This is a genomic window from Streptomyces sp. NPDC006529 (genome assembly GCF_040611795.1).
GTDB lineage: Bacteria > Actinomycetota > Actinomycetes > Streptomycetales > Streptomycetaceae > Streptomyces.
This window is the reverse complement of sequence record NZ_JBEXPB010000024.1, coordinates 41,249-54,307: the sequence shown is the minus strand read 5'-3', so window position 1 is coordinate 54,307 and position 13,059 is coordinate 41,249. Positions and strand designations below refer to the sequence as shown.

The window sequence follows — 13,059 nt, the reverse complement described above, 5'->3', positions numbered from 1 at the left end:
TCCATAACGTGAATGTGAACCGAGGAAGGGACGGCCACCCCGTGCACACCACCGCACAGGTACTCGTCGGGCTCGTCGCACTGCTCCACACCTACATCCTGGTGCTGGAGATGTTCCTCTGGGAGCGCGCCCCGGGCCGGAGCCTCTCCGGCTTCGACGCCGCCATGGCCAAGGCCACCGCCCCGCTGGCCGCCAACCAGGGCCTCTACAACGGGTTCCTCGCCGCCGGCCTGGTCTGGGGGCTGATCGCCGCCGACCCCACCGGCTACCGCGCCCAGGTGTTCTTCCTCGGCTGCGTGGTCGTCGCCGGGCTGTACGGCGGCCTGACCGCCAACCGCCGGATCCTGCTCGCCCAGGCGCTGCCGGGCGCGCTCGCCCTGGCCGCCGTCCTCGTCGCCGGGCAGGCGGCCTGATGAGCCCGCGGCCCGCCGGGGACCCCCGCACCGCGCGCACCCGGGAGCGGCTGCACGAGGCGCTGCTCACTGAGTGCGCGGAGCGCCCGCTGCGGGAGATCACGGTGGCGGTGCTGGTCCGGCGGGCCGGGGTCGCGCGGGCCACGTTCTACCTGCACTACACCGACGTACAGGACCTGGCCGTCGACGCCTGCGCCGAGACGGTACGGGAGGCGGTCGAGGCACTGCACTCCTGGCGCGGGACCCCCGACCCCGCGGCTCCGCCGGCCGCCCTGACCGCGTTCTTCGAAGGCGTCGCCGCGGACGTACGGCGCGACCTGTACCGCACCCTGCTGCACCCGGGGGGCGGCGGCCCGCTGGGCGACACCCTGCACCGGGAGCTGCGGGCGCGCAGCCTGGCCGAACGCACGGCGGTGGGCGGCGCGGCCCCGGAGCTGATCGCCTCCGCGGTCGCCGCCACCTTCACCGGGGTCCTGGCGGACTGGGTGCACGGCCTGCTGCCCGGCACCCCGCGGGAGCTGGCGACCGACGCGTGGCGCCTCCTGATCGTCCTGCACCGCCACGGCGCCCCGCGCGAGATCCGGCCTCAGGACACCTGATCCGGCCCGCCCGCGGGCCCGCCCGCCGCCCCGTCCGCGGGCCGGAACACCGCCACCGCGACCGCGTCCGCCCCCTCCCCCCGCCCCCGGAAGGCCACCTCCAGCGGCATCCCGACGCGCAGCCGCTCCGCCGGGCAGTCCACGACCTCGGTCATCATCCGGGGCCCCTCCGCGAGGTCGACCACGGCCGCGACGTACGGCACCCGCGCACCGAAGGGCGGCAGGTCGTTGCGGTACACCACCGACCAGGTGTAGAGGGTCGCGCGCCCGCTCGCGGGCTCCCAGGTCACCCGCTCCTCGCCCGCCCAGCAGTGCGGACAGAACTCGCGCGGGTAGTGGTGGGTCCGCCCGCAGTCGGCGCAGTGGCGCAGCAGCAACCGCCCGCCGGCCGCCGCGTCCCAGTAGGGGCGGGTGAACTCGTCGGGCTCCGGCAGGTCGAAGCGTGCGGCCCCCGCGGGACCCGGCCCGCTCACAGGAACAGTCCCGTCGCCGCGTCCAGGGACCAGACCTGCCAGCTCATCGTGACCAGCGCGACGAACGAGATGAGCGCCATCATGGCGTTCTGCCCCTGCTCGGCCCAGTCGTGGATCATCAGCACCAGGTACAGCAGGTTCAGCAGCAGCCCGGCGACCAGCGCGACCGGGGTGAGGAATCCGGCGACCAGGCCGAGCCCCAGGGCGAGTTCTGCGTAGACGACGACGTACGCCATCACCTTCGGCCGCGGTTTCACCACCGCGTCGAAGCCGCCCCGCACGAACCCCCAGCGGTGCTTGCCCGCGACGTCCGCCGCCCACGCGATGCCCGTGCCCCGCTCGAACCAGCCCTTCTTGTCCTTGTGCCGCCAGCTCTCCAGCCACCACAGGCCGAGCCCGATCCGGAGCACGGCGAGCCATTCGGCCCCACTGAGCCAGACGCTCTGCATGCGGCAGCCCCTCACCCTCGGTCAACCCGGTCCGAACTGATCTGACGGTACGTCAGTTCACCGGATGCGCCGCCTTCGCGCAAGAGCCCGCACCACGCGCACGGCGCACGCGGCCCGTCCGTGACCGATCCGCAACCGATTCCCTCCTCGTCCGAGACCCACCGGCCGCGCCCGGCGATACGCTCACACCTCATGCCTGGAGCGCCCGCACAGCCCGACATGACGACCCAGCCCCGCCCCGTGTACGTGATCGGCGCCGGGCCGGGCGGCCTCGCCGTCGCCGCCGCCCTGCGCGCCCGCGGCGTCCGGGCCGTGGTGATCGAGAAGTCCGACGGGGTCGCCACCTCCTGGCGCGGCCACTACGACCGCCTCCACCTGCACACCACCCGCCGCCTCTCCGGCCTCCCCGGCCTGCGCATTCCGCGCCGCTTCGGGCGCTGGGTCTCGCGCGACGACGTCGTGCGCTACCTGGAGAAGTACGCCGAGTACCACGAGCTGGAGATCATCACCGGCGTGGAGGTCACCCGCATCGACCGGGCGACCGAGGAGGGCGGCGCACCCGGCTGGACCCTGCACGCCACCGGCGGCCGCGAGCTGGCCGCCGCCGCCGTGGTCGTCGCCACCGGCTTCAACCACACCCCCGCGCTCCCCGACTGGCCGGGCCGGGACACGTACACCGGCCGGCTGCTGCACGCGAGCGACTACCGCCGCGCCGCCCCCTTCGCCGGCCTCGACGTCCTGGTCGTCGGCGCCGGCAACACGGGCGCGGAGATCGCCGTGGACCTCACCGAGGGCGGGGCCGGCGGCCGGGCCGCGCAGGCCGTCCGCCTCTCCGTCCGCACCGCCCCGCACATCGTGCGCCGCTCCACCGCGGGCTGGCCCGCCCAGCGCACCGGCATCCTGGTGCGCCGCCTCCCCGTCCGCCTGGTCGACCGGCTGGGCGCCCTGGTCGCGAAGGCGTCGGTGCCGGACCTGTCGGCGCACGGGCTCCCCCGCCCCGCGACCGGCCTCTACAGCCGGGTCCGCGAGGGCGCGATCCCGGTCCAGGACGTCGGCCTGATCGACGCGGTGCGCGCGCGCACGGTCGTACCGGTCCCGGCGGTCGAGTCCTTCGACGGCGCGGCGGTGGTCCTCGCGGACGGGTCCCGGATCACCCCGGACGCGGTGATCGCGGCCACCGGCTACCGCCGCGCCCTGGAGGGGCTGGTCGGCCACCTGGGCGTGCTCGACGGGCGCGGGCGCCCGCTGGCGCGCGGCGGCCGTAGCCCCGTTTCGGCCCCGGGGCTGTATTTCACCGGTTTCACCAACCCCATCAGTGGAATGCTGCGGGAGCTGGCCCTGGACGCCGAAAAGATCGCCAAAGCCCTCCCGCGCCACCTCGCCTCAGGTCACTAGGGCGTCTCCCGGGCCGCCGGTCCGGCCCCGCCCGCCGCGCCCGGCGCCTTCACCAAACCCACCCACCAGCTTTCCTGCGCAGCCCTGTTCCTGACGGCCCGTCAGTTCAGTAACCTGACCAAGTGTCAGTTACTCGACGGTCACCGCGCACCGCGCGGTGACGGGCCCGTCACCGACGCGGCCATCGAGTCAGTCATCGAGCGGGAAGCGGGCGGAACGATGCTTGGATCTACTCACGGCACCCTCACCACTCACTTCCGCGCCCGGGTCGAGGCCTGCGGGGAGACCCCCAGGAACGCCGTCCACTCCACGGCGGCCCCCGCGGCGGAAGGCGCCGGCCCGTCCGCCCCCGTCGACGTCAGCGGCCGGCCGCTGCACGCCGACGTGCCGGACCTGGACCGGTTCTTCCGCCCCGAGTCCGTCGCCGTCATCGGCGCCTCCGACGCCGAAGGCCGCCCCAACACCGGCATCACCCGCCAGCTCATCGCCTGGGCGGACCGCGTCGGCGCCCGCCTGCACCCCGTGCACCCCACCCGCGCCGGCGTCTTCGGCCTGACCTGCCACGCCTGCGTCGCCGACCTGCCCGAACAGGTCGACCTGGCGGTCCTGCTCGTCGCCGACCCGCTGCCCGTCATCGAGGAACTCGCCGAGTCCAAGGTGAAGTTCGCCGTCGCCTTCGCCTCCGGCTTCGCCGAGACGGGCGACGCGGGCGCCGCCGCCCAGGCCCGGCTCACCGCCGCCGTTCAGCGCTCCGGGCTGCGCCTGCTCGGGCCGAACACCAACCTCAACGCCTTCGAGGCGTTCCGCGACGACCTCGACGGCCCGGCGATCGCATTGATCACCCAGTCCGGCCACCAGGGCCGCCCCGTCTACACCCTCCAGGAGCTGGGCATCCGCCTCTCCCACTGGGCCCCGACGGGCAACGAGGCCGACCTGGAGACCTCCGACTTCATCTCCTACTTCGCCGAACGGCCCGAGGTCGGGGCGATCGCCTGCTACGTCGAGGGGCTCAAGGACGGCCGGTCCTTCCTGCTCGCCGCCGACCGGGCCGCGCGCAACGGCGTCCCCGTCGTCGCCGTCAAGGTCGGCCGCACCGAGACCGGCGCCCGCATGGCCGCCTCCCACACCGGCAAGCTCACCGGCGCGGACCGGGTCGTGGACGCGGCGATGCGCCAGTTCGGCGTGATCCGCGTCGACGGGCTCGACGAACTACAGGACACCGCCGCCCTGTTGGCCCGGGCGCGCAAGCCGGTCGCCGACGGCGTCGTCGTCTACTCCATCTCCGGCGGCACGGGCGCCCACTTCTCCGACCTCGCCACCGAGGCCGGCCTCGGCCTGCCCACCCTCAGCCGCGCCAAGCAGGACGAACTCCACCAGTGGATCCCGGAGTACCTGAACGTCGCCAACCCCGTCGACAACGGCGGCCACCCCGTGGGCGACTGGCGCGGCCGCAAGATCATCGACGCGATCCTTGCTGACCCGGCCGTGGGCGTCCTCATCTGCCCCATCACCGGCCCCTTCCCGCCGATGAGCGACAAGCTCGCCCAGGACCTCGTAGACGCCGCCGAAGAGAGCGACAAGCTCATCTGCGTCATCTGGGGCTCCCCCGTCGGCACCGAAGAGGCCTACCGCACCACCCTCCTCGGCTCCTCCCGCGTGGCCACCTTCCGCACCTTCGGCAACTGCATCACCGCCGTACGGGCCTACCTCGGCCACCACCGCTTCACCGCCGCCTATCGCTCCCCCTTCGACGAGGCACCCCGGACGCCGTCCCCCTCGTACCGCAAGGCCCAGGCCCTCATGCGCCCCGGCCAGCAGCTCAGCGAGCACGCCGCGAAGCAGCTGCTGCGCGCCTACGGCATCCGCGTCCCGCGCGAACAGCTGGTCACCAGCGCCGCGGCCGCCGTCCGCGCGGCGGCGCTGGTCGGGTACCCGGTGGTGATGAAGGCCTCCGGCCCGCAGCTCGCCCACAAGAGCGAACTCGGCCTGGTCAAGGTCGGCCTGACCTCCGCCAGCCAGATACGCGACGCCTACCGCGAGCTGACCGACATCGCCCGCTACGAGAACGTCCCGCTCGACGGCGTCCTCGTCTGCCAGATGGTCGAGAAGGGCGTCGAGATGGTCGTCGGCGTCACCCAGGACGACCTCTTCGGCCCCACCGTCACCGTCGGCCTGGGCGGCGTCCTCGTCGAGATCCTCAACGACACCGCCGTCCGCGTCCCGCCCTTCGGCGAGGACCAGGCCCGCGCCATGCTCGGCGAACTCCGCGGGCACGCCCTGCTGGAGGGCGTACGGGGCGCCCCGCCCGCCGACGTCGAAGCGCTGGTCGAGGTCGTCCTGCGGGTCCAGCGGATGGCCCTGGAGCTGGGCGGCGAACTCTCCGAGCTCGACATCAACCCCCTCATGGTCCTCCCCCGCGGACAGGGCGCCGTGGCCCTGGACGCGCTGGCCATCTGCCGCTGAGCGCCCACCGCGCCCTCCCGGTCCCGGCCCCGCCCCCAGCCCTAGGAGCAACGCACACCGTGGACGAGGTCCTGCACCGCACCGAGAACGCCGTCTCGTGGATCACGCTGAACCGCCCCGAGGCCATGAACGCCCTCACCTGGGACCAGCGCGAGCACATCATGGCCCTGCTCGCCGACGCCTCGGCCGACCCGGCCGTCCGCGCCGTCGTCATCACCGCCACCGGCAAGGGCTTCTGCGCGGGCGCCGACCTGCGCGGCTCCCCCGCCCCGGCCGGCGAACGGGTCGCGGGCGACGTCGCCCGCATGATCCGGCGCGGCGCGCAGCGGTTCATCACGTCCGTCATGGACTGCGAGAAGCCGGTCATCGCGGCGGTCAACGGCACGGCCGCCGGGATCGGCGCCCACCTGGCCTTCGCCTGCGACCTGGTGCTGGCCGCGGACACGGCCCGCTTCATCGAGGTCTTCGTACGCCGCGGCCTGGTCCCGGACGGCGGCGGGGCGTACCTGCTCCCCCGCCTGGTGGGCCCGCAGAAGGCGAAGGAGCTGATGTTCTTCGGCGACGCCCTGCCCGCGGCCGAGGCGGAGCGCCTCGGCCTGGTCAACCGGGTCGTCCCGGCCGACGCCCTGGAAACCACCGCCCGTGAATGGGCGCAGCGCCTGGCCCAGGGCCCGACCCGGGCCCTGGCCCTGACCAAGCAGCTGGTCAACGCCTCCCTGGACGGCGACCGCGCCGCCTCCCTGGCGGCCGAAGCCACCGCCCAGGAGATCAACATGACGACGGCGGACGCGACCGAGGGCGTAGCGAGCTTCGTGGAACGCCGCACCCCGAAGTACCGGGGGGTGTGAGCCGCCCTCCGGTATATCGAGGCGGGCGGGGGTCAGGCCTGGCGGGGGTCAGGCCTGGCGGGGATTGGGCTTGAGCAGCGCGAAGACGGCGCCGCTCGGGTCCGCCAGCCACGCGATGCGGCCCACGTCCGGCACGTCCGCGCCGGGCATCAGCACCGTGCCGCCGCTGGTGCGCGCGGTGTCCACCACGGCGTCGACGTCGGCGACGGCGAAGTACGGAACCCAGCGCGCGTTCGTCTCCCCCTCCATCAGCGGCGCCACCCCGCCGAAGGACCCTTCCTGCTGGTCGCCGTCGGCGATGCTCACCACCCGGTAGGTCATCCCGGGCGCGTCCATCTCCGCGGAGCGCCAGCCGAACAGGCCGCGGTAGAACTCGACGGCCGCGAGCGGGTCGGCGACGTGCAGCTCCACCCAGCAGACGGAGTTGTCGGCGGAGGCGAGGGCCAGCCCGGGCGTCTTGTTCGGCTTCCAGACGGCGAAGTCGGCGCCCTGCTGGTCGGTGTACTGCGCGAGCCACCCCTCACCCATGACGTCCATCGGCTCGACGCGCACGGCGCCGCCGCCGTCCCGCACCGCCCGGGTGGTCGCGTCCATGTCGTCGGTCTGGAAGTACACGGTCCACGCGGAGGTCGCGCCCGGATTCAGCTCGCCGACGGCGGCGACCGTCTTGCCGTCCACCTGAAAGAACCCGTACCCGCCGGTCTCGGGCCCGAGCAGCTGGAACTCCCAGCCGAACACCGCACGGTAGAAGGCCGCGGCCCGGGGAATGTCCGGGCTGCCGAGGTCGATCCAGTTGGGCGATCCGGTGCGGAAGTCCGTACCGAGCATGTGTTCCTCCTGTGGTGGGGTTCCGGGTGAGGGGTACTGGGGCTACGGGCTGGGCTACGGGGCTACGGGCTGGGCTACGGGGCTACGAGGGCCACGCGTAGGTACGACTACACGCCCGAGCCCCGCCCACGCCGCCCACCCCCGCCCCACCTGGCTGCTTTCACCCGGGCGGGGGTACTGGGGGAGCGGCTTCGCCGCTCATGGGCCGCGCTTCGTGCTTCCGGGGTCGGTGATGCTCCGGGGGCTGCCCGTCAGTTCCACTGTCTTCCCGTGCCGGGGCGTCCCGTCAAGAGCGCTCCCTGCGGTCGCGTCGCTTCGCGATGGCCTGCGGCCACCCTTGACAGGACACCCCGTCCCGAAAAGCCAAGAACTGTCGGGCCGCCCCCGGGGGAGGCATGGGGGAGGCTGCCCATCGCCTGGGGCCCGGCGCCCGGCCGCAGCCCGAGTGGGGCCCATGTGACGCCCTTTGGGCGACAGGAACGCACCAAATCGCTACGCGCTTCTCCGAGAGAGGCGTCTGCGGCCTGTTCGGGGTTGCTGAGGGGCGCGGCGGGGCTCAAAGCTCGGCCAGACGAGAGTCCACTCGGGTCAAGCAGCCGTCGAGACTCAACAACCGCTCAAGATGCCCCTTTTGTGGGCTTCTGATCTCGACTTTTGGGGTGGCTGAGCATCCGACCCGCACCAACATCCGTCTGGCCGAAGTCTCAGCCCCATGCAGCCCACTGACGCTTCTCTCGGAGGAGCGCGTAGCGATTAGGGGCGCTCTTTCCGCCCAAAGGGCGGCGTATCGGCCCCACTCGGCCTGCGGCCGGGCGCGGACCGGCAGGAACGGGCACCCTCCCCCATGCCTCCCCCCGGGGGCGGCCCGACAGTTCTTGGCTTTCCGGGACGGGGTGGCATGTCAAGAGTGGCCGCAGGCCATCGCGCAGCGACGCGACCCCAGGGAGCGCTCTTGACAGGACGCCCCGGCACGGGAAGACAGTTGAACTGACGGGCAGCCCCCGGAACCACCCCGACCCCGACGCTCGAAACCTACCTACGAGCGGCGAAGCCGCTCCCCAGCCCAGCCGCGCCCCTTCCCATCTGACATACCGTCAGGTTCAATCGGTTGCGTGATGGGACACGCAGGGATGGCGGCCGCCGTCGTCCGATACCTCAGGTCCGCCGGGCAGCCGGGATCCGCCGCCTCGCCCGCAGTCGTCGACGCGCATCCGCGTCCCGAGCTCCGGGCCGTGGGCGAGGACGAGCGGGCGCCCATCGATCCGGCGGAGTTCCGGTCCGTGATGGGGAACTTCGCGAGCGGGGTCACGGTCATCACGGCCCCCGCGGCCGAGGGGGAGGGCTCCCCGGCCGGGTTCGCCTGCCAGTCCTTCGCCTCGCTCTCCCTCGACCCGCCGCTGGTGACCTTCATGGTGGCCCGCACGTCGACCACCTGGCCGCGGATCGCCCGTGCCGGGGTGTTCTGCGTCAACATCCTCGGCGCCGAACAGGGGCTGCTCTGCCGGGCGTTCGCCGTGAGCGGCGCCGACAAGTTCGCCGGGGTCGGCCACCGCCCGGCCCCCGTCACCGGTTCGCCGCAGCTGGACGCCGTACCGGCGTGGATCGACTGCCGCATCCACGCCGTGCACACCGGCGGCGACCACCTGATCGTCGTCGGCCGCGTCGAGGCGATGGGCGCGGCGGGCGAGGACGGCCCGCTGCTCTTCCACAAGGGAAGGTTCGGCCGCCTCAGCGGCTGACCCGCCCGCCCCGGCCCGCCGGGCGGGTGAAGTACTCCCGGGCCAGCGCCAGCACGCTCAGCCCGAACATCAGCACGCCGAGCGGGACGTGGAGCGAGGCCACGCGCGCGATGCCGAGCAGGACCTGCGCCGAGGCGAGGACGAGAAAGCCCGTCGCGTACAGGACGGGCCGCGGCGAGCCGCCGCCCGGCCGCCACGCCAGGATCGCGGCGAGCACGTACAGCATCGACGCGCCGTACATGACTCGTGCGCCGACCCCGTGCAGCAGTTCGCCGTGTACGGAGGTCAGCAGGAGTCCAGCAGTGGCCGCCTGGAAGAAGGTGGCTACGGTCTGCAGGGATATCGCGACCTGTACGAATCCGACCCGGCCCGCTCTCTCCTTCGCCATCTCCGGCTCTGCCGTCGTCTCCGCCGTCGTCCGTGTGCCCATCGTGTGGTCTCCTCTTCCGCCTCGCGGCGCCCGGTCGGTAGCCTCTCGGTGGTCCGACGACGCGGGCCACCGGAATGTGAGGCGACACCATGGCCGGCGCCACGACGGGTACCCCTGCCGCGGTCCGCGCGGCCGGCGCGGTCGACGGTGAGCGGCGGCAGCTCACCGGTCTCGCCTACCGGCTGCTCGGTTCGGTGACCGAGGCCGAGGACGCCGTGCAGGAGGCGTACGCCCGCTGGTACGCGATGTCCGCAGGGCGCAGGCAGGCCGTCGAGAGGCCCGGTGCCTGGCTGTCGACCGTGGTCGCCCGCATCTGCCTGGACGTGCTCGGCTCGGCGCGGGTCCGGTGCGAGCGGTACGTCGGCGCGTGGCTGCCGGAGCCGCTGCCCGGCCGTACGGAGTGGGAGCCCGGGCCCGGTGACCCCGCGGACCGGGTCGCCCTCGACGAGTCGGTGACCATGGCCTTCCTCGTCGTACTGGAGTCGATGACCCCGGCCGAGCGCGTGGCGTTCGTCCTGCACGATGTCTTCCGCTACCCCTTCGGCGAGATCGCCGGGATCGTCGGCCGGACGCCCGCGGCCTGCCGCCGGCTGGCGTCCTCGGCTCGCGGCCGCGTCCGTACCGCCCACACCCTCCCGCCACCCGAGGCCGAACAAGCCGTCCTGGTACGGCATTTCAAGGAGGCCTGGGAGGCCAAGGACATCGCGGCCCTGGTCGGCCTCCTGGACCCGGCCGCCACGATGACCGCCGACGGCGGCGGTCTGGTGGGCGCGGCCCTGCGCCCGGTCGAGGGCGGCGAGCGCATCGCCGCCTACCTGATCCACCTGGCCGACCGGGCCCCCGGCCTGACCCTCCTGGAGCGGACGGTCAACGGCCGCCCCGGCCTGGTCGCCCGGCACGGCGGCGCCACCGTCACCGTCGCCGCCTTCGGCCTCGCGGACGGCCGCGTCACCGGCATCTGGGCGGTCCGCAACCCCGACAAGCTCCGCCCGTGGAACGACCGGACCGCGCCCACCGCGCCCACCCCGCCCACCGGCACGGGCACGGACTTCGGCACCGGCACCCGCACCCGCACCGGCACCCGCACCCGCACCCCGCCCGAGTAGTCCGCGGGATGCCGCCAGCGCTGCCGCCGCCGCCCGCGCGGGTCAGAAGGTCAGCACCCCCCGTGCCACCTTGCCGTGGTGGGCGTCGTCCGCCGCCTTGGCGAAGTCCTCGACCGGGTAGGTCTCGGTGACCAGTTCGTCCAGCAGCAGGCGGCCCTGGCGGTAGAGCTCCGCGTAGAGGGCGATGTCGCGCTGGGGGCGCGAGGAGCCGTAGCGGCAGCCCATGACGGTCTTGTCGAGGTACATGGAGGAGACCTGGAACGACGCCTCCTCCTTGAAGCCCGGGACGCCGAGCAGGACCGCCTGGCCGTGCCGGTCGAGGAGGTCGATCGCCTGGCGGATCAGTTTCACGTTGCCGACGCACTCGAAGGCGTGGTCCGCGCCCGTCGGGAGGATCTCGCGGACCGCCGCCGAGGGGTCCGCGGCCGTCGAGGCGTCGATGAAGTGCGTGGCCCCGAACTGCCGGGCCACCGCCTCCTTCGCCGGGTTGGCGTCCACCGCCACGATCGTCGTCGCGCCCGCGATGCGGGCCCCTTGCAGTACGTTCAGGCCGATCCCGCCGGTGCCGATGACGACCACCGACTCACCGCGGTCCACCCTGGCCCGGTTCAGGACGGCGCCCACCCCCGTCAGGACCCCGCAGCCGATCAGCGCGGCCGAGGGGAAGGGGATGTCCTCGGGGATCTTCACCGCCTGCACGGCCTTGACGACCGTGCGCTCCGCGAAGGCCGAGTTGGACGCGAACTGGTACAGCGGCGAGCCGCCGCGCGAGAACGGCTGCCCCGGCATGCCGATCGCCTTGCGGCACATCGTCGGCCGGCCCCGGTCGCAGTCGGCGCACGCGCCGCAGTTCGCGAGCGTCGACAGCGCGACGTGGTCGCCCGGCGCCACGTGCGTGACGCCGGAACCGACCGCCTCCACGACGCCCGCCCCCTCGTGCCCCAGGACCACCGGCGGCGGGAAGGGGATGGTCCCGTCGATCACCGACAGGTCGCTGTGGCACAGCCCCGCCGCCCTGATCGCGACGAGCACCTCCCCCGGCCCGGGGCCGCGCACCTCCAGGTCGTCGACCACCCGGGCCTGCTTGCCGTCGAACACGACGCCTCTCACCTGGACTCCTTAGGCAGGCCGAGCACGCGCTCGGCGATGATGTTCCGCTGGATCTCGTCCGAGCCGCCGTAGATCGTGTCGGCGCGGGTGAACAGGAACAGCCGCTGCGCCTCGTCGAGGCCCAGCTCGTACGGAGTCCCCGGCGCCCAGGGCGCGGGCCCGGCGCTGGCCGCCGCGCCCCGGACCGCCACCGCCAGCTCACCGAGCCGCCGGTGCCAGCCGCCCCACAGCAGCTTGGCCACGCTGGGCGCCCCCGGGTCGGGGGCCGCGGCCCCCAAGGTGCGCAGCGCGTGCCACCGCATGGTGCGCAGCTCCGCCCACTGGTTCACGAGCCGGTCCCGCAGCACCGGGTCCGCGGCCTGGGCCGAGCCGAGGAAGGCGTGGACGACCCGCTCCAGTTCGGCGGCGAAGCCGATCTGCTGGACCAGGGTGGAGACCCCGCGTTCCAGGGCGAGCAGGCCCATGGCCACGCTCCAGCCGTTGCCCTCGCCGCCGACCACCTCGTGGGCTTCGGCCCCGTCGAAGAAGACCTCGTTGAACTCGGCGGTCCCCGACATCTGGCGGATGGGCCGGACCTCGATCCGGCCGGGCTGGTCCATCGGGACGAGGAGGAAGGACAGCCCGCGGTGGCGCCGCGAGCCCGGCTCGGTGCGGGCCAGCACGAAGCACCAGTCGGCCTCCCGGGCGAGTGAGGTCCAGATCTTCTGGCCGGTGACCCGGTGGCGGCCGTCCGCCGGGTCCCGGACCGCGCTGGTGCGGATCCCGGCGAGGTCCGAGCCCGCGTCCGGTTCGCTGTACCCCTGGCACCACAGCTCCTCGCCGCGGGCGATGCCGGGCAGGAAGCGGTCCCGCTGCTCCGGGGATCCGTAGGCGATCAGTGTCGGCGCGAGGAGGTTCTCGCCGATGTGGCCGACCCGGCCCGGTGCGCGCAGCGCCGCGTACTCCTCGGCCCACACCACCTGCCCGGTGAGCGGGAGCCGCTGCTGCCCGTAGGCGCCGTCGGGTACGTCCCACCCCTGGCCGATCCAGCCGCCGCGGCCCAGTTCCCGCTCCCAGGCGCGGCGTTCGGCGACCCCTTCGTGCTCGCTGCCGGGCCCGCCGAGGCCGCGCGCCCGCCCGTACGCTCCCACGAGGTGCTCGGTGAGCCACTGCCGCGCGCGGGCGCGCAGCTCCCCGTCCGCCGCCCCGAAGCCGAAGTCCATGGGC

Annotated in this window: 13 protein-coding genes; 7 read left to right on the top strand and 6 right to left on the bottom strand. The window is 73.9% G+C overall.

What is annotated here, in order from left to right:
• Positions 1 to 41 precede the first annotated feature (41 nt).
• Positions 42 to 413 carry a DUF1304 domain-containing protein gene (locus ABZY31_RS18330; RefSeq protein WP_356411377.1) on the top strand — a complete coding sequence of 124 codons (372 nt, stop codon included), beginning with the start codon at positions 42 to 44 and terminating at the stop codon, positions 411 to 413.
• On the top strand, positions 413 to 1,012 hold the full coding sequence (locus tag ABZY31_RS18325) for a TetR/AcrR family transcriptional regulator (protein ID WP_356411374.1): 600 nt from the start codon (positions 413 to 415) through the stop codon (positions 1,010 to 1,012). The genes ABZY31_RS18330 and ABZY31_RS18325 overlap by 1 nt, the downstream gene beginning before the upstream one ends.
• Here the strand turns inward: ABZY31_RS18325 and ABZY31_RS18320 are convergent.
• Entirely contained in the window at positions 1,000 to 1,485 is a 486-nt protein-coding gene (locus ABZY31_RS18320; protein ID WP_356411372.1) for a Zn-ribbon domain-containing OB-fold protein, read from the bottom strand. The two genes, ABZY31_RS18325 and ABZY31_RS18320, sit on opposite strands and share 13 nt — an antisense overlap.
• Positions 1,482 to 1,934 carry a DoxX family protein gene (locus ABZY31_RS18315; RefSeq protein WP_356411369.1) on the bottom strand — a complete coding sequence of 151 codons (453 nt, stop codon included), beginning with the start codon at positions 1,932 to 1,934 and terminating at the stop codon, positions 1,482 to 1,484. The genes ABZY31_RS18320 and ABZY31_RS18315 overlap by 4 nt, the downstream gene beginning before the upstream one ends.
• Before the next feature lie 192 nt (positions 1,935 to 2,126).
• Here ABZY31_RS18315 and ABZY31_RS18310 point away from each other — a divergent pair, with 192 nt between their 5' ends.
• The 3 genes from ABZY31_RS18310 (at position 2,127) to ABZY31_RS18300 (ending at position 6,640) form a co-directional block, all read left to right on the top strand.
• Entirely contained in the window at positions 2,127 to 3,329 is a 1,203-nt protein-coding gene (locus ABZY31_RS18310; protein WP_356411366.1) for an NAD(P)/FAD-dependent oxidoreductase, read from the top strand.
• A gap of 219 nt (positions 3,330 to 3,548) precedes the next feature.
• Positions 3,549 to 5,792, top strand: a complete 2,244-nt coding sequence (locus ABZY31_RS18305) for an acetate--CoA ligase family protein (RefSeq protein ID WP_356411363.1) — start codon at positions 3,549 to 3,551, stop codon at positions 5,790 to 5,792.
• Positions 5,793 to 5,917: 125 nt separating this feature from the next.
• The gene (locus ABZY31_RS18300) at positions 5,918 to 6,640 is read left to right on the top strand and encodes an enoyl-CoA hydratase-related protein (protein ID WP_356411508.1); all 723 of its coding nucleotides are present in this window, start codon (positions 5,918 to 5,920) and stop codon (positions 6,638 to 6,640) included.
• Between the two features lie 48 nt (positions 6,641 to 6,688).
• Here the strand turns inward: ABZY31_RS18300 and ABZY31_RS18295 are convergent, their stop codons facing one another.
• The gene (locus ABZY31_RS18295) at positions 6,689 to 7,468 is read right to left on the bottom strand and encodes a VOC family protein (RefSeq protein ID WP_356411360.1); all 780 of its coding nucleotides are present in this window, start codon (positions 7,466 to 7,468) and stop codon (positions 6,689 to 6,691) included.
• Between the two features lie 1,115 nt (positions 7,469 to 8,583).
• On the opposite strand from ABZY31_RS18295, the gene ABZY31_RS18290 reads away from it, so the two are divergent.
• The gene (locus ABZY31_RS18290; protein WP_356411505.1) at positions 8,584 to 9,207 is read left to right on the top strand and encodes a flavin reductase family protein; all 624 of its coding nucleotides are present in this window, start codon (positions 8,584 to 8,586) and stop codon (positions 9,205 to 9,207) included.
• Here ABZY31_RS18290 and ABZY31_RS18285 read toward each other — a convergent pair.
• Entirely contained in the window at positions 9,197 to 9,637 is a 441-nt protein-coding gene (locus tag ABZY31_RS18285) for a hypothetical protein (protein WP_356411357.1), read from the bottom strand. The genes ABZY31_RS18290 and ABZY31_RS18285 overlap by 11 nt on opposite strands.
• 89 nt (positions 9,638 to 9,726) lie before the next feature.
• Here ABZY31_RS18285 and sigJ point away from each other — a divergent pair, with 89 nt between their 5' ends.
• Positions 9,727 to 10,743: an RNA polymerase sigma factor SigJ gene (gene sigJ / locus ABZY31_RS18280; protein WP_356411354.1), complete on the top strand. Its 1,017-nt coding sequence runs from the start codon at positions 9,727 to 9,729 to the stop codon at positions 10,741 to 10,743.
• A gap of 42 nt (positions 10,744 to 10,785) precedes the next feature.
• Here sigJ and ABZY31_RS18275 read toward each other — a convergent pair whose 3' ends face one another.
• Together ABZY31_RS18275 and ABZY31_RS18270 are read right to left on the bottom strand one after the other, a co-directional pair.
• Positions 10,786 to 11,853, bottom strand: coding sequence for a Zn-dependent alcohol dehydrogenase (locus ABZY31_RS18275; RefSeq protein WP_356411351.1), 1,068 nt, complete (start codon positions 11,851 to 11,853; stop codon positions 10,786 to 10,788).
• Complete coding sequence (locus tag ABZY31_RS18270; RefSeq protein WP_356411348.1) at positions 11,850 to 13,055, bottom strand: acyl-CoA dehydrogenase family protein; 1,206 nt, start codon at positions 13,053 to 13,055, stop codon at positions 11,850 to 11,852. Before ABZY31_RS18270 ends, ABZY31_RS18275 begins: the two co-directional genes overlap by 4 nt.
• Positions 13,056 to 13,059: the final 4 nt, after the last annotated feature.